The organism is Rhizobium sp. IBUN (genome assembly GCF_000510625.1).
In the GTDB taxonomy this organism is placed as follows: Bacteria; Pseudomonadota; Alphaproteobacteria; order Rhizobiales; family Rhizobiaceae; genus Rhizobium; species Rhizobium altiplani.
In genome coordinates, this window is the sequence record NZ_AZNV01000015.1 from 103226 (window position 1) to 128024 (window position 24799).

The following is a 24799-nucleotide window of genomic DNA, read 5'->3' on the forward strand; positions in this document are numbered from 1 at the left end:
CTCCAAGCGCATTCCGGACTTGACGGCAACCGGCAAGTCACTAGATTAAACGGAGGCTCCTCCGTTTGTGAGGAGGGCCTTTTACCTCTTAATCCAGAAGGGGGCAGGATGTCATGTCGAAACGTGCCCAGACTTGCTTCCCGTGAGTTTAGGTAGCGCTCCTATTCCCGGCGGCCACCCTCTTTCTGGATTTACCTCCAATCTCGTGACGATAGCAGGAGCTTATCATGACACGAACGGTTCATCTTTCCCTGGACATCAACGGACGGCGGCATGATCTCGATGTCGAACCGCGCGTGATGTTGCTCGACGCACTGCGTGAGCAACTTGGCCTTACTGGCACGAAGAAAGGCTGCGACCAGGGGCAGTGCGGCGCATGCACCGTCCACGTCGACGGCAAGCGCGTGCTCGCCTGTCTCACGCTCGCCGCCCAGGTCGAAGGGCGAAGCATCACGACGATCGAAGGACTTGTGGCCGAAAGCGGCGACCTGCATCCGGTACAGACCGCCTTCCTGGAACATGACGCCTTCCAGTGCGGCTATTGCACGCCGGGCCAGATCATGTCGGCCGTCGCCTGCATCCGCGAGGGGCGAGCGGGCTCGGACGACGAGATCCGGGAATACATGGCCGGCAATCTCTGTCGGTGCGGCGCCTATAATCATATCGTGGCGGCGGTCCGCGAAGCGGCGGAGATGGCGTGATGAGGGACTTCAGCTATTTCCGGGCAGGTTCGCTCGACGACGCCCGCCAGCAGGCCACGCAGCCAGGCGCGATGCTGCTTGCCGGCGGCACGACGCTTCTCGACCTGGCAAAATGTGGTGTTGCGGAACCCAATTCAGTCGTCGATATCAGTCACCTCTCGGGCCTGTCGCAGATTGCGGCGGATGCTGATGGCGTTACCATTGGCGCGCTGGCGAAAATGGAAGATGTGGCCCGCAGCCCAGGGATACGGGCCGACTATCCGGCCGTTTCGCAGTCGCTGTTGCTGGCGGCTTCTCCTCAGTTGCGCAATATGGCGACGATAGGCGGCAATCTTCTGCAGCGTACGCGGTGCCCCTATTTCCGTGACCCTGCGACGTTTTCTGCCTGCAACAAGCGCAACCCCGGTTCCGGCTGCTCGGCGATCGGGGGTGTGACCCGTAATCATGCGGTGCTGGGTACCAGCGAGGCGTGCATTGCTGTCTATCCGGGGGATCTCGCCGTTGCGCTGGTTGCACTGGACGCGACGATCGACCTCGGGGGCCGAAAGGTGACTGCTGACGAATTCTTCGTGCTTCCCGGCGACACACCCGATCGCGAAACCATCCTTGAGCGCGGCGAGATGGTGGTTGCGGTCCTCATTCCGGCGTCCCCAATCGCCAGACATTCGACCTATCTCAAGATCCGGGACCGCCAGTCCTATGAATTCGCAGCCGCAAGCGCTGCCGTCGGTCTCGAGATGGAGCCAGACGGCAGCACGGTCCGCGACATCCGCGTCGCGTTGGGTGGCGTTGCCACCAAGCCCTGGCGTGCACGAGCCGTCGAGGAGGCTCTGATTGGGAAGCCCCTCGATGCCGGTATCATCGAGAAGGCAAGCCGACTGGCGATGGATGGCGCCATCGCGCATGGCGCCAATCGCTACAAGGTCGAACTCGCGCCGCGTGTCATTGCGCGCGCCATCCTCAATCTGGGAGGTCTCGCATGACCATCATGGAACCCCGAAACAAACGTGGTGATGCTTCCGACGGTACGATCGGCGGTCGCCTCTCGCGCTTCGATGGAAAGCTGAAGATCACCGGTAGCGCTACCTATGCTTTGGAACAGCCAGTCGAGGGCTTGGCCTATGCTGTCCTGGTGCAGAGCCGGATTGCTGCCGGTCGGGTTGTAAAGGTCGACACGACGCGGGCAAAGGCCGCTCCAGGCACGCTACTGGTGCTGACACCCGAAGTCGATCTCGGCCTGAAGGTGGCTTCCGACTGGTACGGAAACCGGCCGGACAACCAGCCCTACCATCCCCTTTCGCACAATGTCAGCTTCAACGGTCAGGCGGTTGCTGCCGTGATCGCGGAAACACTGGAGCAGGCAACCGAAGCGGCAAGGTTGGTCGACATCACCTACGAGGAAGGGCCGGCGGTCGTCGATCTCGATGACCCCGAAGCCGGAGAAGGAAAGCTGCTCGATGCGCTCACGGTGAGCTGGGGCGATGCCGAGACCGCGCTCGCCGCCTCCGCGGTGCGTGTCGAGGCACAGTATCGAACGCCACGCGAATATCACGTGACGATCGAGCCGCATGGCCTGATTGCCAAATGGGACGGTGATCAGCTGACCATCTGGGAACCGAGCCAATGGACGCACGGGATGGCCCGCACCTATGCCGAGTGGTACGGACTGCCCCCCGAAAATGTGCGTATCGTCTCGCCCTTTATCGGTGGTGGCTTCGGCTCCAAGGCAACAGCCTATGCCTATGGCGCCGTTGCAACGGCAGCAGCGCGCAAGCTTGGGCGAGCGGTAAAGCTCGCTGTCGCGCGCCCGCAGACTTTTACGGCCTATGGTGGCCGTGCCGCGACCAGGCAGACAATCGCTCTTGGCGCCAACGCCGATGGCGTGCTGCAGTCCATCGTGCATCGGGGTGTGAGCGAGACAGCGACTTACGCCGATTTCCCCGAGCAGACAAACGCCGCGACGCCACTGATGTACGCTGTGGAGAATTTCAGCGCGAAGCATAGCATCGTACCTGTCAATACGGTTGTGCCGGGAGCTTTGCGCGCCCCTGGCAAGAATCCAAGCGCCTTTGGCCTGGAAAGCGCCATGGATGAGCTCGCCTACGCGGTCGGGATCGATCCTGTCGAACTCAGGTTGCGGAACTACGCCGAGGCGGACCCACAGTCCGGCAAGCCATGGTCGACCCGCCGCTTGCGCGAGGCGCTTGCCGAGGGCGGCAAGGCGTTCGGATGGTCACGCCGCAGCTTCGAGCCACGCTCGATGCGAGATGGCAGACAACTGATCGGCTGGGGGGTGGCGTGCGGAACCTTCCCGGTCCTGCGCGCTTCGAGCGAGGCACTGATCCGAATTCTCGCCGATGGTTCGGTGGAAGTCGTCAGTGGCGCGATCGACATGGGACAGGGCACTTACACGATCCTCGCCCAAACCGCGGCTGAAGTGCTCGGTGTTCCGGTCGAAAGCATCAATGTCCGGCTTGGTGACTCATCGCTTCCCGGCGCTACGGTTGCTGGCGGCTCGATGCTTGCCGGCGCAATCACCGGGGCCGTCCACAAGGCAGCATCGGCTGCCCGCGACGAGCTGATCGAGCTTGCCCTCAACGACAGTGCCTCTCCTTTCCGTGATACTGGCGCCAATACGTTGACACTCGCAAGCGGTCGGATTTCAGTGCCTCGCGACGGGGGGCTTTCTGTCTCCATCTCGGAGCTGATGACAGCTCTTGGCCGCGACAGCGTTGAGACACGGCGAAACACTCTTCCTGATGGAGAGCAGGGGCCGGAAGGTCACCGGAAAGCCTGGACCACGATGACAAGCATCAAGGGGCCGACTGCGGGCGAGTTCGCCATGCACAGCTGGTGCGCGCATTTTGTGGAGGTCAAGGTGGATGAGGATTTCGGTACCGTCCGTGTCTCCCGCATGGTCTCGGCCTTCGATTGCGGCAGGATCTACAACCCCAAGCTTACCGAAAGCCAATGGCGTGGTGGGATCATCATGGGGATCGGTCAGGCGCTGCTCGAGGAAGGCCTGGTTGACCCGCGCAACGGGCGCGTCATCAACAACAACCTCGGCGATTACCTCGTTGCGACCAATGCCGACATTCCGCCGATCGAGGTAATCTCAGTTGGCATCCCCGACCTCAACGCCTCGGTGCTCGGGGGCAAGGGTGTCGGCGAAGTCGGCATTGTCGGCGTTGCGCCGGCAATCGCCAATGCCGTCTTTCACGCCACCGGCAAGCGGGTTCGCGACCTGCCGATAACGCTTGAGAAGCTGCAGTGACGAGTGGCTTCGTCGGCTTGCGTTCTGCGCAGGCGACGGGCCGTGCAGCGTAAAGCGCGTATGGCGAGTTCCCGTGCATCCGTGATTGGATTGCGCGGGAATGATTCCCTTATGGAAAAATACATCCGCGACCGCGTGGCTGGCCGGTCATGAATTCGCATCTCCCGTAAGGATGTCGAATGACAAGGCTTCGCTGATATCTCAGCATCGACGGCAGCCATTGGCATTCAGGCACATGAAGCCGCTTCAATGCCGCTAACCGCACCCGCAAATTTTGAACCCGATCAGCACGCCTTGTTCCCGGAACTGAGCATTTGCTCATCCGTGGAGGTAGATGTCACGCAACGGTTATCTGCGCTCACTATACCGTGCCGCTAACGCTGTCCGTTAGGCGGCTAAAGCGCAGACCGAGGGCCCCACGCGATGCCAGCTTCGAAAAGAGGCGTGCGTCGATGCTCCACTCCTGTCGCCTTGGCCGCGAGACGTGACGGTGCCTGTCACATTGCTGGCAGACGAGCGTCGCTTCCGGGAGGCGGCACTTTCGACCAGTTGATCTTTACGGAAGGTATTTCCCATGACGAAAATCGTTGGCCATCGCGGAGCACGAAACAAATGGCCCGAAAATTCGATTGAGGGTTTCAGAAGGACCTTGGAACTCCCTGTCGATGCGATCGAATTTGATGTGCATTTGACCGACGCCGGGGAACTCGTCGTCATTCACGACGCCACGCTTGAGCGTACGACCGAGAAAGCGGGCAAGGTCCGGGCTTTGTCACCTTCCGATCATCAGGCGACCCGCCTCAAAGGATCGCAGGAGTCAATCCCGACCCTTGACGAGGTGCTTGCTCTGTTTGCTTCCTCGAGACCCGTCGAGCTTCATGTCGAGCTGAAAGCCGACGCGGATGGAGCGCATTACGAAGGGCTTGAGGCCCTGGCGGCAGCGGCCATTCGACGTCACGGGCTTGCCGGGCGCAGCCTGCTGACAAGCTTCAATCTGGGGGTTCTCGCGCGGTGCCAAGAGGTTGCTCCCGAAATCGGCCGCCTGTGCTCGATCAATGCCAAGTCCGCCGAGGCGCTGGGTGCGGCTGCGACCTTCGCCAAAGCTGCGGAAGTCGCCGGCCTCGTTGCCATCGAGAAGTCGCTGCTGGCCGCAACCTTTCACGACGTTGCCGCGATCGTTTCACGCGATCGTCTCTGCTGCTGGGTGTTGAATGAGGAAGAGGAGATCGAACACTGGCTCGGGCAGGGCGTCGGCTGGATCACCAGCGATGATCCAGCCCTGGCCCTGGCGCTGCGCGCCGGATCGCGGCATTCGGCCGCTTGATCACTTGGGGTCCCTCAGCAATGGCCTGTGCACGCAGACATGCGAACCACCGAATACCTGAATAGCGAACCTATGAGTAATTTGGATCTTCTGATTTTTGATTGCGATGGCGTGCTGATCGATAGCGAACCGATTGCGGCGCGCACGCTTGCGCATGCCATAACCCAGGCCGGCATGGAGATGACGCCGCGCCAGGTGCTCGTCGAGTTTACCGGAAAGTCGGAGGCTGACTTGCGGCAGATTCTGGCCAGCCGCATCAGCGCCGACCTCGATACCGTTTTTGCCGGTTGGCATGCCGAAATATTTGCTGCCTTCTGCCGCGACCTTCTGCCGATGGAGGGCATCAGCGCCGTTCTCGATGGGCTCGACGTTGCAAAATGCGTCGCATCCAACAGCACGGTCGAACGCCTCAAAAAGAGCCTGGGCCTTCTCGATCTGTGGCCACGCTTTGCCCCGAACATATTCAGCGCCGAGATGGTCGCCGCCCCAAAGCCCGCGCCGGATCTCATCCGGTTCTGCCTGTCCAAAATGAACGCGAGCAGCGCGCGCAGCATCGTCATCGACGACAGCGCAGCGGGTATTCAGGCGGCAGTTGCTGCCGGTGTACCGGCAATCGGCTTCGTGGCGCCAAACGATCCGCGTTCGGGCCGGCGCGAGGCGCTGTTTGCGGCAGGAGCCGAGGAGGTCGTTCTCGGTGCCAAAGAGCTGCTGCATGTCCTGTGGCGACGAGTCGGCAACCAGCACCAGGCCCGGCCATCGGTCGAGGTGGGTGCGTGACGTCGATCGAGGCCGTGACGCAGATGAGGATGAACCAGCGGGGAGGCGGGCGACATGATTGCGAGGCGAGATGACCATGGCAGCCGTCTCGATTTCACGGCAAAGGCTGGCTGGCTTTATTACATAGGGGGGCACAGCCAGGATGAGATCGCACAGAAGCTCGGCGTTTCCCGGCAAACCGCCCAGCGTCTCGTATCGCGCGCTGTCTCGCAAGGCTTGATCAAGATCCGGCTCGATTATCCGGTTGGCCACTGCATGAGTATGGCAGCAAGGCTGAAGAGCAAGTTTTCGCTGCAGTTCGTGGAAGTCATTCCGTCCGGCGATCAGGCTCAGGGTTTGAGCGGCGGCCTTGCCCAGGCAGCGGCTGCCGAAATCGAGCGCCGGTTGGCTTGCGACAAGCCTGCCGTGATCGCCATTGGTACCGGTCACACGTTGAAGGCCGCGATCGAGGAAATGGTGCCCATGGAAGCACACCAGCACAAGATCGTTTCCTTGACAGGCAATATCACCCGCGAAGGCTCGGTCTGGTTCTATAATGTGGTCTTCAAGCTTGCCGACCTGATCACGGCGAAATGCTTTCCGATGCCGGTTCCGGTTATCGCCTCGTCGCGACAGGAACGGGTGGTCCTTCACAACCAGCCCGTAATCCGCCAGACACTGTCGCTTGCCGCACGCGCTGACGTTGCCTTTGTCGGCATTGGGGACGTCGGCATTCAGGCGCCTCTTTTCCTTGATGGTTTCATCCTGAAGGACGAACTGAAGCTCCTGCACCAGGCAGGCGCGGTCGGAGAGATTGTCGGGTGGACGTTCGACAAGGACGGCAAGCTGATTGAGGGCATTACCAACGATCGCGTCGCGAGTGCGCCCATTCCATCTTGCAGCAGGACATTGGTGATCGGCGTGGCGAAGGGTCAACAAAAACTGGCGGCGATCCAGGGTGCCCTGAAGGGGCGCCTGATCAACGGTCTGATGACCGACGAGATTACTGCGCAGAGCCTGCTGGGATCATAAGGTCGAGGCGCCCGAAAGGGCGACTTGATCGGCGAATTGTGCATCGCTCGCCTTGGCTCGACGAAGAGCCCGTGAACCAAAATCCAGACGGATTGGGGGCGGAATTCGATGCCTGGACAAGTCGAGATAAGTTAACAAATACAGCATCTTAAATGTCACGTAAACTTCATCGTTTCATCAAGAAACCGACATGCAGTCTGCCATAAAACACCGCGACATTATGACCGATCCATTTCCGTCAAAACTTCGTCAAAGGGGGACCTTCATGCTTTCTATCAATCGACGCAACGTCCTGGGGTTGCTTGGCGCAACGGCAGGCACCGCGATATTGCCACGCTTCGCGTTGAGCCAAGGCAAGCGGCCGTCCGTGACGATCGCCGTGCAGAAAATCACCAATAACAACACGCTTGATATCTGGAACGAGCAGTCGAATGTCGGCGAGCGAGTTTTCTTCCCCAACCTCTGGGAAGGCTTGATCCTGCGTGACTGGATGGGCAATCAGGGTCCAGTTGCCGGTCTCGCCACCGAGTGGAAGCGCATCGACGACAAGACGCTGGAACTCAAGCTGCGTCAGGGCGTGAGGTTCCACAACGGCGACGAGTTGACTGCTGACGATGTCGCCTTCAGCTTTTCCTCCCAGCGCGTGTTCGGCAGCACGCAGCCGGCAGGCGGCAAGACCGTCTTCGAAGACGACAACAAGCCGACGTCCGTCAAGGAATTGCCGGCAGCGGTACCGGGCGTCGGCCGCCGTCTGTGGCCGGCGCTCGCTGGCGTCGAAGCCGTCGACAAGTACACGGTTCGTTTCCACAACGCGACGCCTGACGTGACGCTCGAAGGCCGCCTCTACGCTTTCGGCAGCCAGATCGCCAATCGTCGCGCCTGGGACGAAGCCGGAACCTATGTCGACTGGGCCCGCAAGCCGGTCACGACAGGTCCTTACATGGTCGCCGAATTCAAACCCGATGTGTCGCTGACACTCGTGGCCTTCGACGAATATTGGGGCGGTCGCCCGCCGCTCGAACAGATCCGCTTTGTTGAAGTTCCAGAAGTCGCCTCGCGCGTCAACGGCCTGCTTTCCGGTGAATATGATTTCGCCTGCGACCTTCCGCCCGACCAGATCGCAGCCGTTCAGGCGGCTCCTGGCTTCGAGGTGCAGGGTTCGACGATCAACAATCACCGCATCTCGGTCTTCAATATCCAGAATCCGATCCTGCAGAACCCGCTGGTCCGCCGCGCCATGACGCATTCGATCGACCGCCAGGCGATCGTCGACGCGCTGTGGGCTGGCCAGACGAAGATCCCGGCAGGCCTGCAGTTTCCGTTCTACGGCGACATGTTCGTCGAAGGCTGGTCGGTTCCTGAATACAATCCGGCTCTCGCCCAGAACCTCCTGAAGCAGGCGAACTACAAGGGCGACGCGATCCCCTTCCGGCTGCTCAACAACTACTACACCAACCAGACCGCCAACGGCCAGATCATGGTGGAAATGTGGAAGCAGGTTGGTCTCAACGTCGAGATCGAGATGAAGGAAAACTGGGGCCAGATCCACGATCCGGCAGGCGTCAAGGGGGTACGCGACTGGTCGGCCTCAGCCAACTTCAACGATCCCGTCTCCTCGATCGTTGCCCAGTTTGGCCCGAACGGCGAAGTCCAGCAGAAGAAGGACTGGTCGAACGCCGAGGTCAACCAGATGTCTCAGATCCTGGAAACCAGCACCGACCGCGGGCAGCGCAAGAAGGCCTTCGCCCGTATGCTCGAGATCTGCGAGCGCGAAGACCCGGTCTACCAGGTCTTGCATCAGAACGCTGTCTTCACCGGCATGAAGTCGTCGCTCAAGTGGAAGGCCGCTCCCGCCTTTGCAATGGATTTCCGCGCCAACAACTGGCCGAGCTGATCTCAGCGATGAACCGGATCCGGCGGCGGCGAACCGCCGGATCCATCTCGTTCGTCATGAACGCAACCGCCGACAGGAAGGGTGAGCCGATGAGCAAAGCTGCCGCCAAGCTCGTGGAAATGCGCGGGCTGAAAGTCGCTTTCGATAGCGTGCAGGTACTGCATGGGATCGATCTCGACATTGCAAAAGGCGAGGCGGTCGGCCTGGTCGGTGAATCGGGCTGCGGCAAGTCGGTGACATGGCTTGCCGCGCTGGGTCTGTTGCCCGGCAAGGCGAGCGTCATGGGATCGGTCAAAATCGACGGGCAGGAATTGCTCGCCGCGCCTCGTTCCGCGCTGGAGCAAGTCCGAGGCGGACGCGTCGCGATGATTTTCCAGGACCCGTCAAGCTCGCTCAATCCGGTTCTGAAGATCGGGCGCCAGATCACCGAGGCGCTTCTCATTCACCGCGGCCTTCGCGGCGAGGCGGCAAAGACTGAAGCATGGCGGCTCATGGATATGATCGGCATCCCGGATGTGCGGCGCCGTTTTGACCTTTATCCGCATGAATTTTCAGGCGGACAGTGCCAGCGGTTGATGATTGCGATGGCCCTTGCCGGCGAGCCGGATCTGCTGATCGCCGACGAGCCGACGACAGCGCTCGACGCGACAATCCAGGCGCAAATCCTGGACCTGTTGACCTCTCTCAGGACCGAGACGGGCATGGCGACCGTTTTCATCAGTCACGACCTCGGCGCGGTGTCGCAGATCTGCGAGCGCGTCTGCGTCATGTATGCCGGGCGCATTGTCGAGGAAGGGATGGTGGACGAGCTTTTCGCTGAGCCACGCCATCCTTACACCCGCGGTCTCTTCGATGCCATTCCAAGTATCGATGGTCCGCGGCAACGTTTGATCCCGATCACAGGGACTGTGCCGGATCCACGGAACCTGCCCAAAGGGTGCTCCTTTTCGCCGCGCTGTCCTCGCGCTGTCGAGGCATGCAGTCACGAGTTGCCTCCGCTTGTTTCGATCGGCCGTGGACGCCAGCTCGCATGTGCTCGGCCGGTCCCGCCAGCCGCGATTGCCGCCGAGACGAGAGACCGCATCGCAGAGGGGATGATGCATTGACGCCGTTGATCGAAGTCCGCGACCTCGTTCGCATCTACCATGTCCGCCGTGGACTGTTAGGTCGCCCGACACCGGTGCGCGCCGTCGACGGTATCTCGCTGGCCGTGATGCCCGGCGAGACCCTTGGCATCGTCGGAGAGTCTGGCTCGGGAAAATCGACGCTCGGGCGTATGCTGCTCGGGATCGACGCCGCACAGGAAGGCGAGGTCGTGTTCGATGGCAAGCCCATGCCGGAAAGCAGAACCCCGGAGTGGCGCAAGCTGCGGGCAAAGATGCAACTTGTCTACCAGGATCCGCTCGCAGCCCTCGACCGACGCCTGACGATTGCCACGCAGCTGTCCGAACCGCTGGAAATCCACCGGCTGATCCCAAGGGAACATCGCGCCGCACGGGTTGCCGAACTCATGAACGCGGTTGGCCTTCGGCCGGATCAGGCCCCACGCTTCCCGCACGAATTGTCAGGTGGCCAACGCCAGCGCGCCGTGATCGCACGCGCAATCGCTTCCCGCCCGAAGCTTCTGGTGTGCGACGAACCGGTTTCGGCCCTCGACGTCTCTATCCAGGCCCAGATCATCAACATGCTTCGCGATCTTCAGCAGCAGCACGGCATCGCAATGGTATTCATCAGCCATGACCTCAAGGTGGTGCGCAACATGGCCGATAAGGTTGCGGTCATGTATCTCGGCCGTGTCGTCGAAGAGGCATCGGCTGACGTGATCTTCCACTCGCCGATGCATCCCTACACGCGCGCTCTGGTATCGAGCGTACCGCGTGCGGGCATCCCGCTTCAAGGACGCACGATCCTTCAGGGCGAGCCGCCCAATCCGGCTAATCGACCGTCAGGCTGTGCCTTTCATCCGCGCTGCCCGCTGGCGCGCGATCGCTGCCGTATCGACGCGCCTCAGCTTAAGACCATCGGGCACGGGCGGACAGTGGCGTGCCACGTGACAGCGGGCGAAGACGCCCGGATTGCAGCATAGGGAATGTTCACATGATCCGCTTCGTTCTCGTGCGGTTGTTCCGGGCGCTGATCACGATCCTCGCTGTCGTGACGTTTGCCTTCGTCGTTTTGCGCATGTCGGGCGATCCGGCGCAGGTCATGCTAGGACCCGACGTGCCGCAGGATTCCATCGACGCCTTCAGAAAGGCGTGGGGTCTCGATCAGCCGCTCTGGATCCAGTATATCGCTTATCTCAAATCGATATTCACCGGCGATTTTGGCGTGTCGATGCGCGATAAGGCGTCAGCTCTTTGTCTCGTCATGGAGCGCGTTCCGGCCACCCTGCAACTGACGGTACCGGCGTTGATCCTGAAACTTGTGATCGGCATTCCAGCAGGCGTCTACGCCGCGCTGCATCGGCAGAGTTTTGCCGATCGCGGGGTCATCCTTCTGGCGATCCTTGGCTTCACAATTCCCTCCTTCGTGATGGGGCTCGTGCTGGTTCTGATTTTCTCCGTCATGCTCGGGCTTCTGCCATCCGGCGGTCAGGACACGTGGATGCATGGCATCCTGCCGACGATCACGATGAGCATTGGGGGGATCGGCATCCTTGCCCGCTTTTCGCGCAGCGCGATGATCGAGGTGATGGGGCAGCCCTATATCCGGACGGCGTCTGCCAAGGGGCTGAAGTGGAGCGACGTCGTCTGGAGCCACGCGCTCCCCAATGCCGCCGTCCCGATCGTCACCATCGTCGGCTTCATGGTCGGATCGCTGATCGCGGGTGCCGTTGTCGTGGAGTCGATCTTCTCCTGGCCGGGCATCGGTCGTTTGCTAGTCGTGTCTGTCAGCAATCGAGATCTGACGGTCGTTCAATGCATTCTCCTGATCATCGCAGCCACGATGGTCGTCTCCAATCTTGTTGTCGATCTGCTCTATGGCTGGCTCGATCCGCGGTTGCGCTCTCACACAGGACATTGAGGAAAGAAGCATGGCTAATGTCGAACTTGGTGAAGCGCGGACCGTCCGAATGGCAAATGGCAGGACGTCGCGGCTGCTGCAAACCGTACCGCCGCTCGTTTTCCTTGGCATTATGTGGCTTCTCACAATGGTGGTGGTTGCTGCCTTCGCCGACCACATGCGGCCCTATAATATTACCGCCATGGACCTCACCAGCCGGCTTTCCGCACCCGGCTCCAGCAAACATTGGCTTGGCACAGACGAGCTGGGTCGCGACGTTCTCTCGCGCCTGATCCAGTCGATCCGCCTCTCGTTGATCATCGCCTTTGGCGCGACGCTTCTATCAGCAGTCTTTGGCACGCTTCTCGGCTTCGCCGCTGCCCGTTTTCGCGGCGCAGTCGAGCACGTCGTGCTCGTGCTGGCGGACTTCCAGGCGGCCTTGCCTTTCCTGATCATGTCGCTTGCCGTACTCGCCTTTTTCGGCTCATCCATGGTACTGTTGGTTTGCCTCATGGGCTTCTATGGCTGGGAGCGTTATGCCCGCATTGCTCGCGGCCTAGCCGTTGCCGCTGGCGCGCAGGGCTATGCGGCGGCAGTTGTGCAGCTCGGCGCGACCCCGACGCGGGTCTATCTCCGCCACATCCTGCCCAATGTCGCTTCGACCCTCATCGTCTCGATGACGCTGACCTTTCCGGAGATCATCCTGATGGAGAGCGGCCTGTCGTTCCTCGGGCTGGGTGTCCAGCCACCTGAGACCAGCCTTGGCAACATGGTCGGCTTCGGACGGGAATACCTGACGCGTGCCCCCTGGATCATGCTGGCACCAGCCACGGTCATCATGCTGACGACGCTTTCGATCTCGCTTGCCGGCGACTGGCTTCGCGACAAGCTGGACCCGACCGTCAGCTGAGGCGGACTGAGGGCTCAAGTGTCGCAAGCCAGACCTCTCCATTCTGCGGCGACACCGCCGCAGTTCACACACCCTCAACAAAGGACATGCCCATGAGCAATATCATCTCGACCGGCTTCAATTCCGGCTCCACCGACGGAGAACTCGACAGCCTCGAAGCCGATCTGCGCCGCCTTGCTGGCCTCGGCGTGGAGACCGTCGAACTCGGCCTGACGACCATCGACCTGATCGCTGGTGGCCGCGTCGTCAAGGATCGCGCAGAGCGCCTGGCCGCACTGACCGCCCAGTTTCCATTCCGCTACACGGTCCATGGGCTCGTATCGTCCAACTTCATGGATCCGGCAACCGCACGCTATCAGATCGATGCCGCCAAGGCGCTCGTCGAGGTCTGCGATCGGATCGGTGCAAGGGTGATCGTACAACATGGTGGCCACCTGCGCGCCGACCAGCTGTTCGAGCGCGCCACGGCTGATCAGCGCGAACGCGAGGCTCTGTTCGAGCTGGCTGAACATGCCAAGCGCTACGACGTGCGCATCGCCTTCGAAAACATCTTCACCACGGAGCCGGGCCAATACCGTCAGACGCCGGCCGAGGTTGCCGAGACGGTTAACGCGGTCGGCCATCCGAACCTGGTGGCGCTGATCGACGTCAGCCATGCCTATATAGAGGCGACCTATCGGGGCCTGAACTTCCGCGAACAGATCCGCGCCATGGCGCCCGTTGCCGGCCACCTGCACGTCCATGATTCCTTCGGTCGTCCGCAGGCCTTCTACAAGCCCTATCATCTTCAGGAATCGACCGCGCTCGGCATCGGCGACCTGCACATGCCGCTTGGCTGGGGTGACATTGATTGGGAGGATATTTTCAGCGAGCTTGAGTTCCTGCCCGGCACCGTTCTGATGATGGAAATCGGCGCCCGCTATCGCAACGAGCAGAGCGCATCGCTTGAGCGCGCAAAGGGTCTCATTGCATTGAACAGCAGCCGCACTGCCGTAGCTGCGGAATAACGGCCGCGAGACGGGCGTCACTACTGGCGACTACATCTCGAGAAGATTGAACTGGGAGGCACACATGAGAAATCCAGATGGCCGCCCAGTATTCCGAGTTGGCTGGCGGCCTGCCCCGGAGCCTCAAGGCGCCTTCATCTCGTGCTATGGTTATGCAAACAATGGAGCCAGCGGCGACCCCGAGTGTGCTATGGCATGAGCGCCGATTAAAACAGGGAGGTTCATGAGAGGGTCGAACCTCCCTGCCACTATTTCTGAAGTGAAGTCTCGTTGGCGGCGGGGATCCGCGAGACGAAGGCTTCGCTCCGTCACATCCCAGGTTGCGACGCTCCTAATATACACTTACTCGCAAAGGTTTCTATCCGCGCAAAAGTACTAAGCAGCTAGTATAAATCATTGCCCCATCTCCCGTTTGTCCCGCTTCGGTGGAGCTCGAAATGCTCTAGGCTTGCGTCCATGCTGATTGGCTGCTTTCGCAGCCATGACGTTGTGGTGCCCCGACCTAAATTCCGGCAGAAGTGGGAGATTCCGGGAAGGGGTCCAGCCGACCACGGAACCTCCCTGTCGCTCCATGGGAGGCAGACACAGAAAAATTACACCAACCACTAATATCAGTCATCGACAAAATACACGCCGGAACCTCAGTGTTGTGGTTCGAGCGCTCTCGCTGCGGGTTGCGCTATGAGGCCGGCTCCGGAAGCTCCGAGGGGTTACACGCGAGGGGGCGTGCGGAGCATTCCGGTGTCCGGTGGGGTTGGACGGCACAAACTATGCGCGACAGGGTGGCTTGAACAGTCGGACAAAGGTCCTGAAGCCACCAGACTCGAGTCCGATCCATCTCGGACTTAGGTCCGATGTTCAGGAACAACGCTAATGACGTATTAAGACCGAAGCGTGAGACACCGCCTTACCAACGTCTATGCGCAAACCGGAATGGGAATAAGACATGAAGAAGCTCGCTATCGCAGCGCTGGCGTTCGCGACTACGCTGTCAGCGTCGCCGGCATTCTCTCAGATCTACTTTGAGTATGGCACCGGCCCTCGCTACTACGATGATCCGCCAGCCCCGCGGTACTATCGCCATTCACCACGCTACGTGTACGATGACGACTACGATGGCCCGGGGTATCGCGACGCCCAACGCTGCTGGACACAGAGGTACTACGGATACCGCCACGGCCACCGGGTTGTGCGATACAGGAACGTCTGCGACTAGGTGCTGGCCTGGCCCCTCGATCAGATCATCGTCGGTTCGGGATCAGGGTCGATCTCGTCGATGATGTCCGCCGTATCGTTCCTTGGCGAGCCGACCTTTCTGTCGACCGGCCACATCTTCATCAGTTCGGCGGGGAAGGGCCTCATGAGGTCGTCCGGGTCTGGCTCCGGTGATAGCCACCGGTCGTAATCGCCTCGATGCAGGATGACGGGCATTCGGTCATGGATTGTCGCCATCATCTCGTTTGGTGGGCACGTAATGGCCGCGAAATTGCGGATCTCAACGCCGGTGGTTGGATCACGCCATGTGTCCCATATGCCGGCGAGCGCGAATGGGCTGTCATCGGTCATGGCAATCGCGTAGGGCTGCTTGTTCTTGCCCGTCCCGTAGATGTCCTTCCATTCGAAGTAGCCGTTGATTGGCACGATGCACCGACGTAATCGATACGCCGACTTGAACAGGCCATTGGTGGCGATGCCCTCGCGGCGTGCGTTGATCGGAGGCGGTCGGCCTCCCGGCTTCATCCAAGACGGTTGGAGGCCCCAACGAGCTGAAACGAAGACCGGCCCCATGATATCAGGCTCGCGCACCATGTCGCGAATGATGATCGGATAGTAGAGGGAAGGGGCGCCGTTATACCTCGGGAACTGGTTGCTGAGGCTCCCGACGTCACCGCGGTCGGCGAACGCGAAGTTCTGCAGCATCTCCTCGAGAGTTGCCTTGATGTAGATGCGTCCGCACATTCCCAAACCTCCCTTCAGTCTCGCGACAAATGCCTCACCATCAAGAGGGCGCCCTTGTGCCCACACTTGCAGCGCATGAGGCCGGCGAGTTGAGCGAGCGTCAATCCCTTCCCGACTTTCTTCTGTATCCCCCAGCGATCGATAGGCTTCCGGCGGTTGCACTCCAGACATAGCGCAAACAGCGCCTCATACTGCGCCAGTTCGCCTAGTGCTCTTTCGTGATCGGCCTTAGGCGGCGGCACCTCGATGCCCAGCATCTTCTCTGCCGAGCTGTCGTACCTTATCGCGCACTTGTCATTGAATGGTGCGTTGGGTCCGCGCTCGCATCCGAATTCTCGAGCGAAGTCATAGCGAAGGTCAGGCAACGCCTTGTTCCCGTAACGGGCGAGGGCACCCGCGGCGGGCATCGATCCGCTTCGTTGGCATTTGGTGCAGGAGTACCGGAGTTCATGCCCGATGAAGTCGGACGGGTGATAGGCCATGCGCATAGCGCCTCTCCTTGAAGAGGTTGCCGACAGCCGCATGCCGATGGGTTTGGGGTTCGCACCCGCCCGAGCGCGGAGTTGAAATGGCGTTGAGCGCTCAATGCGTCAAGTTCATTCACCACTGGTCTCCAACGCCAGCATAAGAAGCCAGCCGGAGTTCAACGAGCAGCCGTTCATCGGAGGTTAATACCCATTCCCTCAGACTCGCATCCTGAAAGGATGTTCCGATGATGAAGAAGCTCATGCCCTCACTCGCCGCCATGATCATGGCTGGATCGTTCGCCCTGCCGCTTAACGCTGCGCCGATCGTTGTGCCGAATACAGTACCAATGCACGCCACTGACGTCGAGCAGGTCGACCACCGCGGCCATGGGAATGGACATGCGTACGGCCACTATAAGGACCGGCGCTACGCCTATCGCGATTGCCGGTATTACGGGTCGTGCTACCGTCCACGGTACTACGGCCATCAGCGGTATTACGGTTATCCGCGATACGGCTATCGCGACTACTACCCCTACCATCGCAGGTCCGGTGTGGGCGTGTATTTTAATTTCTAGCTATCTAAACCCGTCGGCCGCGAATGCCGGCGGGTTTCCTATGCGATGCGCGCATGGTGCGACCTTTTCACCGATCGATAAACTCCCCGCCCGCAACGCTGCGGGGTTTTTTTATGGGATCAGCGGAGTGCTCAGGGTCAATCTGATAATCGGCCGGCTGCTTTCCGGCTCAGGCGATCCTGAATATGACCTTTGCTTCAATGGCTGCCGCAAGGAATGCGGACTGGGCCTCTTCCTGTGTCACCGCACCGCTGATCGCTCCTGCGCAGGCTTCCAGTGCTAAGACGAAAGCAGTGCCGCTTACGACCGGCCAATTCGTGAAAAGAATATCAAGGGCTTCAGTTGCCGATGTGATCTTGTGGGATTTGCGGTTGCGCTCAACGATTACGATGACCCATCCCGGTACCGACACAAAGTCTCCGATTCTGCGCGAAAGAAATAGCCAACTGGCGTTACACAGTTCGCTGCCCATTCTGTGAACCCGCTCAGAGACATCTTGTTCCCCTTACGTCGAATGAGGCGTGGGTTTGTTGGACCAGATGCACGGCACGGTCCGATTGAGAGACCCTCAGCGCTCTTGCCATTGTGTAAGGAGCGTTACCATGCAATTCCCCACCTTCATCACATTGGAAAGCGTAGAGGTTGAAGTCCTCCCCTCCGTCGTCAACGCACGGCAAGGCAACCAAACGGACCCGAAGAGTGAGTGCGCCGGCGCTGTAACCGCCACAGCACTCGACCTGATAGAAGCCGGCTTCAGGACGCGCGAAAGCCTGTCGATGGCGCTTGCCAACGCACCGCACCCTGGGGCTTAGCGCATTGGTCGGTTGATTCGATGGAACGGCGGCATCCCGAGTACGTGCATTTTTATGGGTTGCTTGTAAAATCCCGGTGTCTGCCTCCCATGGAGCGACAGGGAGGTTGTGCGGTCGGCTGGACCCCTTCCCGGAACCTCCCCCTCCGCACACTCCAGGGTTCATCAACGGCGTATGCAAGGGCTCCGTCTCGTCCTGGGGCAGGTACGACGACCACCGTTTGGTTGCCCGGCGGGCTCACCGAGGCGATCTGATCAACGTTGATATAGAGCGGCTTTCCGACAAGGTCGGGGCAGGGCCGGAGGAAGTGGCAGACGTCGTCTTCCGATGGATCGAGCAATACATAGACCTCGGTATCTCGAGTGGGGGCAACTTTGTGGAGTGCTCCCGACCCGGATTTCCTTCGACTTGTCTGCTATGCTCTGCAAGTGGCGTTTCCCCCTGCAGCGACATTAATTGGTCTGGAGATCAGGCGTCTGTTTCGGCGCTCCCGGCCACAGCAATAAGACCTGGCGTTACGAGCCGAACGGTACAGCCGCAATCGACCCTTCACCCGCCGCCCTCGGCTGTCTATGCTATTTCAGCCGGTTAGCGGCCTTGTCACAAGCATCACGGTCAGATCCATGCATTTTGATGATGCGTTGTGCATCGGACGTGGCGATGCCGTGCTTCTCTGCAAACGTTGCAACGTGGTATGGTTCACGCCCCGAGAACCCCGGATCGGCTTTGCCGCGTCGCGGTCTTTGGTTTGACACTACGGCCTCCTTATTGCGTGGACGTAGAACAGGCGACTGTATTTCGCCTCTGCATACCTTACTTCTTCTTCAAGCCGCTTTGGCTATCCTTGACCTGAGAACCTAGAGTGGGCGGGGCGTTTTTGGGGGCAGCCTTGTCCTTTTTGGGCTTCCTAACTTCCTTGTTGCTTCGTACCTGACCCTTGGCCATTTGCGCAGTCTCCTCGTGAAAACAGACCTAGCTATCATTGGCCGTTGAATAGCAAGAGAAATCGGGGAACTACACCGCGGTTCTCGCGGAGAACGGCGCTACGGGGCTGAAGGAAATCGTCAATGGTGTCGAGTATGAGATGACCCCGGAGGAAGAGGCGGAATTCATCGCCTCGGGGCCTGTCATGGAGCGGAAAGTAGAAAGCTTTTCCGCTGGGGAGTCCAAGCTACAGTTTCTAGCCGCCGCCTCCTGGAGGAAGTCGACGCTGGAGCGCTTCGCAGTCCAAGGCAGTTCAGATCGCCAATGCGTATTCCGGACCGTTCGTCCGGACTGAGCCGATGATGGCAGCGGGTTTCGCCGCCATGGGCTTCACGGAGTAGCAGATCGACGCGTTCTTCACGGCAGCTGCGTCGCTTTGAGACATGTGGGGGGAGAGGCGCACTGGCCTTGTTTGGGGTTCCGCATGGCAGTGCGCCTCTCTGCTTGCGAGCGACTTTGCAAGCCATGCGAAAAATATCGCTCGACGATGAAAGTGCGACGCCTCGTTTGCATTAGTGCGACTAAATAGTTTGGGGGAATTAAGAGGTCCGCAGGGGTTCGCGGACCCCCGAGCATTGTTACAGAGGCCGAATTTGGGCCACGCCCATAAGAGCACAACCAACCATCCATCGCACGTACTGCAATAGTGGTATCAGAACCTACCGCTAGTAGAAAACTCTAGCGGGATAGGCGTTGCGGCCGACCGAGAGTCGAGTGCGGCGTTCCGGATCTTGCGGCTAGCTCTTGATGCAGCCTTCTTGGCCTCCATCATCTCCCGATCAACTTCCTCCTGTCGCATGCGTGAAGCCTTTTCCAGCAGGTACTCCTGGTCGTCTCCCAGACCATGTATCGGAGGCGATCAATCACTTCTTGCTGGAAGCTGAACGGCTCTGGGGCTTCGCCGTAGGTCCGGCTGTACTTCAGACGTTTCCCGACACCCTCCACGGCCTCGACCGGGACGAACCGCTGTGTCGGCAGGTTGACGAATACATAGTCGGTGAAGATCGGGAAGCGGCGCACGATAAACTTCTTGTTCCGATGATGCTTCACTACGATCCGGTAGGTCGGCATGAAGGATTCGAAGCCGGCATTGGCAATATTGCGCTCGATAAGGCTCAGGCTAGGCGCCCTCTGCTCAATGACAGGTGCGGATGGTGAGCGCTGGGACCCTGGCGCGGCCTTGATCGCAAACCACAGGTCGGCCTCTGGCTTCCACTGGCCGGACTTGCCTTCGTCACGGCGTGCCGCTCGGAACCTCAGTTCCTCGGCACGCGTCTCCTTCGCCAACTGTCTTCCTTGTACGGGTCGAAGGCTCGATTGAGGGTCTGCATGTTCAAATCTTGATATCCTTCAGCTTGTCGACGATTGAACCAAGGTGGCCGGTACCCATCTATCGGGAGGCGGAGCGGATGCCCGATACCGCCGATACCCCCTCATGATTGGAGAGCGGCCATGTTGGTACACCGATGGGAAAAGCCCCTTGTGCTGGGAGACAGCCGCATTCGTATTGTCGTCGGCTCCCCAGAGGAGGCACTGACATGGCTCATCCATGAGCCGAACCAGAGCACTGCCAAGTGGCAACGAGCATGGAAAGCGTGCCGGGCCGTCGTAGAGGGCCGGATGAACGCTGAAGACGCCAAGTCCGCCGTTAGGCTCGCTGCTGTGCACTGAGTCATTCGCGCTCCTGTGGCGCTCAGGATCCAACAAAAACTCAGGGGGAGTGTTAAGATGCTGTTCAGAGGTCTGAGGGAAATGGAACAGCCACCTTTCAATGCGTTTCGTTACGGCCTGGCGTCGCTCCTCGTGCGTCGCCCTCATCTACGATGCCACGCGTCAATTGCTCACTGGTGGACCTACGAACTTGAGAATTACGCTTTCACGATCAGGGCTAGAGACAGGTTCAGATCGAATGCCGATTACACGCTCACCGCTGAATATGAGACCCTTTGTCGCGACATTGAGGATGAATTGGAAGGCTGCATGACCATCGGGGAGAACCCCTAGTCCGCCATCCGGGCGATGGTGTATGGACCAGTTACTAAGGAATTCTCCAGATATCATAGAGGACAACAACTACGATCCATCGAGCGCATCCCCACCGCCACCGAACCTTGTCCAGTGATCGATACCGCAGGGACTCCTGTCATAATCGCCTCGCTTCCCACTCGTGCCGCAATATGCCCATGACTGCCGTGTCCCACCTCTCATCGCCAACCCGGACGGATGACCGCCTTAATCCCTCATGAGAAAAGCCGACTTTGTTGTAGGTTCGGACAGCTGCCGCGTTCCAGCTATATACGTTGAGTTCAGTTCTCTCGATCTCGTCGTAGGAGAAAGCTTGCTTCACCACCGACTCTAATAGAGCGGACGCATACCCCCTTCCGCGAACCTCAGGCGCAATTATGACCCGAGCCACCCGCGCGACGCCATTCTTCCAGTCGAGAGCAAGCTGGACATGGCCCACCAAGGTTTGAGCAACGTCAACCGCCATCCAACACAGCCGTGATGGTGGTGTCGTTTGCCCTTCCTCTACCATCTGCTCAAGTTGATGGTCGCTTAGTGGATAGGTCAGATCAGGTCCGCCCCATTGCACCAGGTCGCGCTCGCTGCGAACCCAACCGGCGACCGTTGGGAAATGCTCACGCCCGAACTCAATCAGCCTTATCATTGCATGCGGTCGCATCTCATAGGACCCTCAAACGATTCCTGGCGAGGAGTTCTACCACCTTTTGCTGATGCATCGCATAGAGCGCGGCAACTACCTCGTGCTCGGTGCCGACGACCGCATGTTGTCGAAGACAAGAAAAGACGATCTGGTCCCCGGCCGCGAAATGCCGCGATCCGTCTTCCGGCTTGAACGCGTGACCGTTCAATCTTATTCAGCATCCGGACATCGCGACGGCGATGCGCAGGGATTTGGCCGGATCGTAGCCGCGTTTCCAATCGGCGATCAAAGTCGTGATCGCATCGTCCCTGGTCCACCCGGTCCGGACCATGCCGCGCTGCCCGTAACCTTCGAGCGCGGCCGACAGGTTTCCGCGTGCCAGATCAAGAGAGGCATCCCCCATCCACCGTTCGCGCTGACTCGTATGACTTCCCTTTCCAAAGGGGACGAGATGGATTGCGCAGCTGTGCAATATTTCTCCTAAATCGGCGCTGCTGTCATGAGTCTGTGACGCGCCAGGCGTAGCACGGCCTTCTACACGCGAGCCAATGGAGAGGGCTATGAACAGACGCGACTTCCTTGTCACCACAACCGCGGCCGCCGGCATGCTGATGCTGCCGCCCCTGGCATCGGCCGCGACAAAGACGATCGATCTCTATAGCGGATCGGACGCGAATATCATCGACTTCTGGAACAACATCGTCCGCCCCGCCTTCGAAAAGGCTCATCCGGATTTGGCCGTGAAGATTACCGACGCCGGTGACAACACCGGTTTGCGCGCGATTGCAGACCGCGCTCTGGCAGCGCTCAAGACGAAGACGGATCCGCAGGCCGATATCTTCGAGAGCTTCGATCCACGTCTTCCGCCGGCGGGCGCTGAAGCCGGTCTCTGGGTCGAATTCTCGGCGCAGAACGTCGAAGGCTTCGGCCACGTCAATCCGCTCGCGTTCGACAACAAGTATTCGCTACCCTATCGCGGCTCGCAGGTCTTGCTTGCATATGACAAGACCAAGCTCGACCCGAAGGATGCACCCAGGAGCTGGGAACAGCTGACGGCCTGGATCAAGTCCAATCCGGGCCAGTTCATCTATAATCGTCCCGACAAGGGTGGCTCCGGCGGAAACTTCGTTCGCCGCGCCATCCACGAAGCCAACGGTCGTGACCCGAAGAAGTTCACGATCGACAACTTCACGGCCGATTACGCCAACCAAGCCGTGACGCCGGCCTGGGCACTGCTCAACGATCTGGCGCCGTCCCTCTACGAGAAGGGCGCCTATACGGCCGGCAACACGCAGTCGATCCAGCTTCTGGCGCAGGGCGTCGTGACGATGACGCCTGTCTGGTCCGACCAGGTGCTGCAGGCGATCTCGCAGGGTGTTCTGCCGGAGACGACCGGTCTCGTTCAGCTGGGCGATCTCGCATTGTGCGGCGGCTTCTCCCGCATGACCGTGTTCTCGAACGGTGCCAACACGGACGCAGCCATGAAGCTCGCCGCCTTCCTGCTGACCCAGGACATGCAGGAAGCGATCATCACCGAGATCGGCGGTTTCCCGGGCGTATCCTGGGAGCACATCTCGGAGGAGCTGCGCCAGAAGTATGCCGATGTCATCCCGGCGACCATCCCCACCTTCCCGGGCGGTGATTGGGAAACCACCATCAACGACGGTTGGTATCGCAACGTCGCACCGGGTATCAGCCGCTCCTGATGCGCAGGTCAATGTCACTTCCGCTGCTGGCGCGTTTGTCCGCGCCGGCGAGAAGTCAGGGTTGGGTGGGGCTTGGTTTGGTAGCCCTGCCTGTGCTTCTCTTGGCTTGGCTGATCATCTACCCGATCCTGTCGGCGGTCGCGAGCACGATCTTCGTTGCGCAGCCGGGTGGCGCATCGGCGATATCCTTCGCCTCCTACCAGTTCTTTTTCAGCGACCAGTACAGTCGTGCAAACCTTTGGATCACGCTCTGGACGACCCTGGTTTGCGGAGTGCTGCTTCTGGCGATCGGCCTGCCGATCGCGCTCTATCTCCGGTTTTCCCGCGGGCCGCTCTCGGCCTATGTGCAAGGGCTTGCCATCTTTCCGATGTTCGTGCCCTCGATCATTCTGTCCTATGCGCTGATCCGCACCTTTGGCCCCAACGGCGCCGTCGACGTGTTGCTGAATGCCGTTGGATTGCCGAAGCTGCCGTCACCCTACCTGACGCCGTGGGGGCCGGTCATCGGTCTCGTCTGGGATAACCTGCCGCTCACGGTCCTCATGCTGACGGCCGGACTGGGAAATATTCCAAAGAGCTCCATCGAAGCCGCACGGGACGTCGGCGCTTCGCCGCTGCGCGTCTTCCTGTCGATTATCATGCCGCGGATGGGCAATTCCCTGCTCGTCACCACTTCTTTCGCAATCCTCGGCATCTTCTCGTCCTTCACGCTGCCTTATCTTCTCGGGCCGGCATCGCCGGAGATGATGGGGCCCTTCATGCAGCGGACGTTCTCGGACATGAACGACCCCGTCAACGCTCTGACGCAGGCTGTCATCGCCTTCGGCTTCTGCCTTGTCTTCGGAGTGCTTTACGTGCGTTCGATCGCCCGCAACAGGGGAGGCGTGTGATGCGGCACGGAAGGCTTGTCATGGCGGAGATGGATTGGATCGGCGCCCTGCTGGCATTGCTGCTGACGCTGTTCATCGCTTTGCCGCTCGTTGTCGTCGGAACCTGGGCGTTCAGCGAGGTCTGGCGCTACCCGGCTGTGATCCCCCAACAGTTCGGACTGCGCTATTGGTCGCTGACATTGTCGCGAACCGATGTATGGGATGCCCTTTTTCTCAGCCTTCGTCTGGCGACGACGGTGACCATTCTTTCAGCGGTAATCTGTCTCCCGGCCGCCTATGCCTTTGCGCGTATGAAATTCCGGGGCAGGGACGTTCTCTTTCTGTCGTTCCTGGCGTCGCATGCCTTCCCGAAATTCGGGCTTCTGGTGGCGATCGCCGGGATCTTTCTTCAGATCGGATTGATCAGCACGTTCTGGGGCGTGGTCCTCATTCAACTGGTCGGAACGCTGATGCTGATGATCTGGATTCCCGTGGCGGCTTTCAAGAACGTCGATCGGCGAATGGAAGAGGCCGCGCGCGATGCCGGGGCAACCCCTTTGCGTGTCTTCTGGTCGATTACCCTGCCGCAGGCCGCGCCAACGATCGCGGCGGCCCTCCTGCTGACCTTTGTCGGGACGTTCTACGAAACCGAAGGGGCGTGGCTGATCGGAGCGCCGCAGATCCGCACGATGCCGGTCCTCATGGTCACCTTCATCAACAACCAGATCGTCGTTCAGTATGGCGCCGTCCTATCGGTGATGCTGTGGGTTCCCTCTTTCGTCGCACTGATGTTTGCCCGAAGAGTGGTCGGCACCGGTACCTTCGCAAGGGGGCTGGGAGCATGATGTTCATTGCGGC

General features: G+C 60.1%; 26 protein-coding genes. 19 read left to right on the forward strand and 7 right to left on the reverse strand.

The genetic code is table 11. The features are described from left to right. Nucleotides 1–227: 227 nt before the first annotated feature. From RHIBUN_RS0115725 to RHIBUN_RS0115785, 13 genes are all read left to right on the forward strand, one after another. On the forward strand, nucleotides 228–701 hold the full coding sequence (locus tag RHIBUN_RS0115725; RefSeq protein ID WP_025660269.1) for a (2Fe-2S)-binding protein: 474 nt from the start codon (nucleotides 228–230) through the stop codon (nucleotides 699–701). Beyond that, the gene (locus RHIBUN_RS0115730) at nucleotides 701–1684 is read left to right on the forward strand and encodes a xanthine dehydrogenase family protein subunit M (RefSeq protein ID WP_025660270.1); all 984 of its coding nucleotides are present in this window, start codon (nucleotides 701–703) and stop codon (nucleotides 1682–1684) included. Before RHIBUN_RS0115725 ends, RHIBUN_RS0115730 begins: the two co-directional genes overlap by 1 nt. After that, entirely contained in the window at nucleotides 1681–3975 is a 2295-nt protein-coding gene (locus RHIBUN_RS0115735; protein WP_025660271.1) for a xanthine dehydrogenase family protein molybdopterin-binding subunit, read from the forward strand. The genes RHIBUN_RS0115730 and RHIBUN_RS0115735 overlap by 4 nt, the downstream gene beginning before the upstream one ends. 574 nt (nucleotides 3976–4549) lie before the next feature. Next, on the forward strand, nucleotides 4550–5299 hold the full coding sequence (locus RHIBUN_RS0115740) for a glycerophosphodiester phosphodiesterase family protein (protein WP_025660272.1): 750 nt from the start codon (nucleotides 4550–4552) through the stop codon (nucleotides 5297–5299). A 72-nt stretch (nucleotides 5300–5371) separates the two neighbouring features. Beyond that, a complete protein-coding gene (locus RHIBUN_RS0115745) occupies nucleotides 5372–6076 on the forward strand; it encodes an HAD-IA family hydrolase (RefSeq protein WP_025660273.1) in 705 nt (234 codons plus the stop codon). Between the two features lie 54 nt (nucleotides 6077–6130). Beyond that, entirely contained in the window at nucleotides 6131–7087 is a 957-nt protein-coding gene (locus tag RHIBUN_RS0115750; protein ID WP_025660274.1) for a sugar-binding transcriptional regulator, read from the forward strand. A 265-nt stretch (nucleotides 7088–7352) separates the two neighbouring features. After that, complete coding sequence (locus tag RHIBUN_RS0115755; protein ID WP_025660275.1) at nucleotides 7353–8981, forward strand: ABC transporter substrate-binding protein; 1629 nt, start codon at nucleotides 7353–7355, stop codon at nucleotides 8979–8981. Between the two features lie 89 nt (nucleotides 8982–9070). Next, entirely contained in the window at nucleotides 9071–10087 is a 1017-nt protein-coding gene (locus tag RHIBUN_RS0115760) for an ABC transporter ATP-binding protein (protein ID WP_025660276.1), read from the forward strand. Continuing rightward, on the forward strand, nucleotides 10084–11067 hold the full coding sequence (locus tag RHIBUN_RS0115765; RefSeq protein ID WP_025660277.1) for an oligopeptide/dipeptide ABC transporter ATP-binding protein: 984 nt from the start codon (nucleotides 10084–10086) through the stop codon (nucleotides 11065–11067). The genes RHIBUN_RS0115760 and RHIBUN_RS0115765 overlap by 4 nt, the downstream gene beginning before the upstream one ends. 11 nt (nucleotides 11068–11078) lie before the next feature. After that, on the forward strand, nucleotides 11079–12005 hold the full coding sequence (locus RHIBUN_RS0115770; RefSeq protein WP_025660278.1) for an ABC transporter permease: 927 nt from the start codon (nucleotides 11079–11081) through the stop codon (nucleotides 12003–12005). A 10-nt stretch (nucleotides 12006–12015) separates the two neighbouring features. Then, nucleotides 12016–12894 carry an ABC transporter permease gene (locus RHIBUN_RS0115775; protein ID WP_025660279.1) on the forward strand — a complete coding sequence of 293 codons (879 nt, stop codon included), beginning with the start codon at nucleotides 12016–12018 and terminating at the stop codon, nucleotides 12892–12894. A gap of 92 nt (nucleotides 12895–12986) precedes the next feature. Then, nucleotides 12987–13901 (forward strand): TIM barrel protein, encoded by a 915-nt coding sequence (locus RHIBUN_RS0115780; RefSeq protein ID WP_025660280.1) that lies wholly within the window; start codon nucleotides 12987–12989, stop codon nucleotides 13899–13901. A gap of 946 nt (nucleotides 13902–14847) precedes the next feature. Further along, entirely contained in the window at nucleotides 14848–15117 is a 270-nt protein-coding gene (locus tag RHIBUN_RS0115785) for a hypothetical protein (RefSeq protein WP_025660281.1), read from the forward strand. Between the two features lie 20 nt (nucleotides 15118–15137). Here the strand turns inward: RHIBUN_RS0115785 and RHIBUN_RS0115790 are convergent, their stop codons facing one another. Together RHIBUN_RS0115790 and RHIBUN_RS0115795 are read right to left on the reverse strand one after the other, a co-directional pair. Beyond that, nucleotides 15138–15860 (reverse strand): SOS response-associated peptidase, encoded by a 723-nt coding sequence (locus RHIBUN_RS0115790; RefSeq protein ID WP_025660282.1) that lies wholly within the window; start codon nucleotides 15858–15860, stop codon nucleotides 15138–15140. Nucleotides 15861–15874: 14 nt separating this feature from the next. Continuing rightward, nucleotides 15875–16348, reverse strand: a complete 474-nt coding sequence (locus RHIBUN_RS0115795) for a hypothetical protein (protein WP_025660283.1) — start codon at nucleotides 16346–16348, stop codon at nucleotides 15875–15877. Between the two features lie 227 nt (nucleotides 16349–16575). Here RHIBUN_RS0115795 and RHIBUN_RS35385 point away from each other — a divergent pair, with 227 nt between their 5' ends. Continuing rightward, on the forward strand, nucleotides 16576–16905 hold the full coding sequence (locus tag RHIBUN_RS35385; protein WP_084659706.1) for a hypothetical protein: 330 nt from the start codon (nucleotides 16576–16578) through the stop codon (nucleotides 16903–16905). A gap of 169 nt (nucleotides 16906–17074) precedes the next feature. Here RHIBUN_RS35385 and RHIBUN_RS0115805 read toward each other — a convergent pair whose 3' ends face one another. Beyond that, the gene (locus tag RHIBUN_RS0115805; protein WP_084659703.1) at nucleotides 17075–17377 is read right to left on the reverse strand and encodes a DUF982 domain-containing protein; all 303 of its coding nucleotides are present in this window, start codon (nucleotides 17375–17377) and stop codon (nucleotides 17075–17077) included. Nucleotides 17378–17507: 130 nt separating this feature from the next. On the opposite strand from RHIBUN_RS0115805, the gene RHIBUN_RS0115810 reads away from it, so the two are divergent. Then, nucleotides 17508–17717, forward strand: a complete 210-nt coding sequence (locus RHIBUN_RS0115810) for a hypothetical protein (protein ID WP_025660285.1) — start codon at nucleotides 17508–17510, stop codon at nucleotides 17715–17717. 575 nt (nucleotides 17718–18292) lie between these two features. On the opposite strand, the gene RHIBUN_RS37355 is transcribed toward RHIBUN_RS0115810, so the two are convergent. After that, a complete protein-coding gene (locus tag RHIBUN_RS37355; RefSeq protein ID WP_084659704.1) occupies nucleotides 18293–18472 on the reverse strand; it encodes a DUF3606 domain-containing protein in 180 nt (59 codons plus the stop codon). Between the two features lie 997 nt (nucleotides 18473–19469). Then, entirely contained in the window at nucleotides 19470–19988 is a 519-nt protein-coding gene (locus tag RHIBUN_RS34785; protein ID WP_025660287.1) for a transcription termination/antitermination NusG family protein, read from the reverse strand. Between the two features lie 165 nt (nucleotides 19989–20153). Here RHIBUN_RS34785 and RHIBUN_RS0115830 point away from each other — a divergent pair, with 165 nt between their 5' ends. Next, entirely contained in the window at nucleotides 20154–20372 is a 219-nt protein-coding gene (locus tag RHIBUN_RS0115830; protein WP_025660288.1) for a DUF982 domain-containing protein, read from the forward strand. A gap of 472 nt (nucleotides 20373–20844) precedes the next feature. On the opposite strand, the gene RHIBUN_RS0115840 is transcribed toward RHIBUN_RS0115830, so the two are convergent. Together RHIBUN_RS0115840 and RHIBUN_RS36860 are read right to left on the reverse strand one after the other, a co-directional pair. Then, nucleotides 20845–21369 (reverse strand): GNAT family protein, encoded by a 525-nt coding sequence (locus RHIBUN_RS0115840; RefSeq protein ID WP_037216525.1) that lies wholly within the window; start codon nucleotides 21367–21369, stop codon nucleotides 20845–20847. A 211-nt stretch (nucleotides 21370–21580) separates the two neighbouring features. Continuing rightward, on the reverse strand, nucleotides 21581–21769 hold the full coding sequence (locus RHIBUN_RS36860; protein WP_198021153.1) for a hypothetical protein: 189 nt from the start codon (nucleotides 21767–21769) through the stop codon (nucleotides 21581–21583). Nucleotides 21770–21926: 157 nt separating this feature from the next. Between RHIBUN_RS36860 and RHIBUN_RS0115850 the strand changes: the two genes are divergently transcribed. From RHIBUN_RS0115850 to RHIBUN_RS0115860, 3 genes are read left to right on the forward strand one after another with little or no spacing between them, the layout of a single operon-like run. Then, nucleotides 21927–23072 (forward strand): extracellular solute-binding protein, encoded by a 1146-nt coding sequence (locus RHIBUN_RS0115850; RefSeq protein ID WP_025660292.1) that lies wholly within the window; start codon nucleotides 21927–21929, stop codon nucleotides 23070–23072. Between the two features lie 11 nt (nucleotides 23073–23083). Continuing rightward, the gene (locus RHIBUN_RS0115855) at nucleotides 23084–23962 is read left to right on the forward strand and encodes an ABC transporter permease subunit (RefSeq protein WP_037216531.1); all 879 of its coding nucleotides are present in this window, start codon (nucleotides 23084–23086) and stop codon (nucleotides 23960–23962) included. Next, entirely contained in the window at nucleotides 23962–24786 is an 825-nt protein-coding gene (locus RHIBUN_RS0115860; RefSeq protein ID WP_025660294.1) for an ABC transporter permease subunit, read from the forward strand. Before RHIBUN_RS0115855 ends, RHIBUN_RS0115860 begins: the two co-directional genes overlap by 1 nt. The last annotated feature ends 13 nt before the right edge of the window (nucleotides 24787–24799 follow it).

Excerpts from the sequence above, each read along its gene's own strand:
- RHIBUN_RS0115805 (WP_084659703.1), bottom strand. The coding sequence starts at position 17,377 with ATGGGCAGCGAACTGTGTAACGCCAGTTGGCTATTTCTTTCGCGCAGA.
- RHIBUN_RS0115780 (WP_025660280.1), top strand. The coding sequence starts at position 12,987 with ATGAGCAATATCATCTCGACCGGCTTCAATTCCGGCTCCACCGACGGA.
- RHIBUN_RS0115860 (WP_025660294.1), top strand. The coding sequence starts at position 23,962 with ATGCGGCACGGAAGGCTTGTCATGGCGGAGATGGATTGGATCGGCGCC.
- RHIBUN_RS0115770 (WP_025660278.1), top strand. The coding sequence starts at position 11,079 with ATGATCCGCTTCGTTCTCGTGCGGTTGTTCCGGGCGCTGATCACGATC.
- RHIBUN_RS0115795 (WP_025660283.1), bottom strand. The coding sequence starts at position 16,348 with ATGCGCATGGCCTATCACCCGTCCGACTTCATCGGGCATGAACTCCGG.
- RHIBUN_RS0115830 (WP_025660288.1), top strand. The coding sequence starts at position 20,154 with ATGTTGGTACACCGATGGGAAAAGCCCCTTGTGCTGGGAGACAGCCGC.
- RHIBUN_RS36860 (WP_198021153.1), bottom strand. The coding sequence starts at position 21,769 with ATGGGGGATGCCTCTCTTGATCTGGCACGCGGAAACCTGTCGGCCGCG.
- RHIBUN_RS0115740 (WP_025660272.1), top strand. The coding sequence starts at position 4,550 with ATGACGAAAATCGTTGGCCATCGCGGAGCACGAAACAAATGGCCCGAA.
- RHIBUN_RS35385 (WP_084659706.1), top strand. The coding sequence starts at position 16,576 with ATGAAGAAGCTCATGCCCTCACTCGCCGCCATGATCATGGCTGGATCG.
- RHIBUN_RS0115840 (WP_037216525.1), bottom strand. The coding sequence starts at position 21,369 with ATGATAAGGCTGATTGAGTTCGGGCGTGAGCATTTCCCAACGGTCGCC.
- RHIBUN_RS0115755 (WP_025660275.1), top strand. The coding sequence starts at position 7,353 with ATGCTTTCTATCAATCGACGCAACGTCCTGGGGTTGCTTGGCGCAACG.
- RHIBUN_RS0115725 (WP_025660269.1), top strand. The coding sequence starts at position 228 with ATGACACGAACGGTTCATCTTTCCCTGGACATCAACGGACGGCGGCAT.
- RHIBUN_RS0115775 (WP_025660279.1), top strand. The coding sequence starts at position 12,016 with ATGGCTAATGTCGAACTTGGTGAAGCGCGGACCGTCCGAATGGCAAAT.
- RHIBUN_RS0115790 (WP_025660282.1), bottom strand. The coding sequence starts at position 15,860 with ATGTGCGGACGCATCTACATCAAGGCAACTCTCGAGGAGATGCTGCAG.
- RHIBUN_RS0115735 (WP_025660271.1), top strand. The coding sequence starts at position 1,681 with ATGACCATCATGGAACCCCGAAACAAACGTGGTGATGCTTCCGACGGT.
- RHIBUN_RS0115850 (WP_025660292.1), top strand. The coding sequence starts at position 21,927 with ATGAACAGACGCGACTTCCTTGTCACCACAACCGCGGCCGCCGGCATG.
- RHIBUN_RS0115760 (WP_025660276.1), top strand. The coding sequence starts at position 9,071 with ATGAGCAAAGCTGCCGCCAAGCTCGTGGAAATGCGCGGGCTGAAAGTC.
- RHIBUN_RS0115750 (WP_025660274.1), top strand. The coding sequence starts at position 6,131 with ATGATTGCGAGGCGAGATGACCATGGCAGCCGTCTCGATTTCACGGCA.
- RHIBUN_RS0115745 (WP_025660273.1), top strand. The coding sequence starts at position 5,372 with ATGAGTAATTTGGATCTTCTGATTTTTGATTGCGATGGCGTGCTGATC.
- RHIBUN_RS0115855 (WP_037216531.1), top strand. The coding sequence starts at position 23,084 with ATGTCACTTCCGCTGCTGGCGCGTTTGTCCGCGCCGGCGAGAAGTCAG.
- RHIBUN_RS0115810 (WP_025660285.1), top strand. The coding sequence starts at position 17,508 with ATGCAATTCCCCACCTTCATCACATTGGAAAGCGTAGAGGTTGAAGTC.
- RHIBUN_RS0115730 (WP_025660270.1), top strand. The coding sequence starts at position 701 with ATGAGGGACTTCAGCTATTTCCGGGCAGGTTCGCTCGACGACGCCCGC.
- RHIBUN_RS0115785 (WP_025660281.1), top strand. The coding sequence starts at position 14,848 with ATGAAGAAGCTCGCTATCGCAGCGCTGGCGTTCGCGACTACGCTGTCA.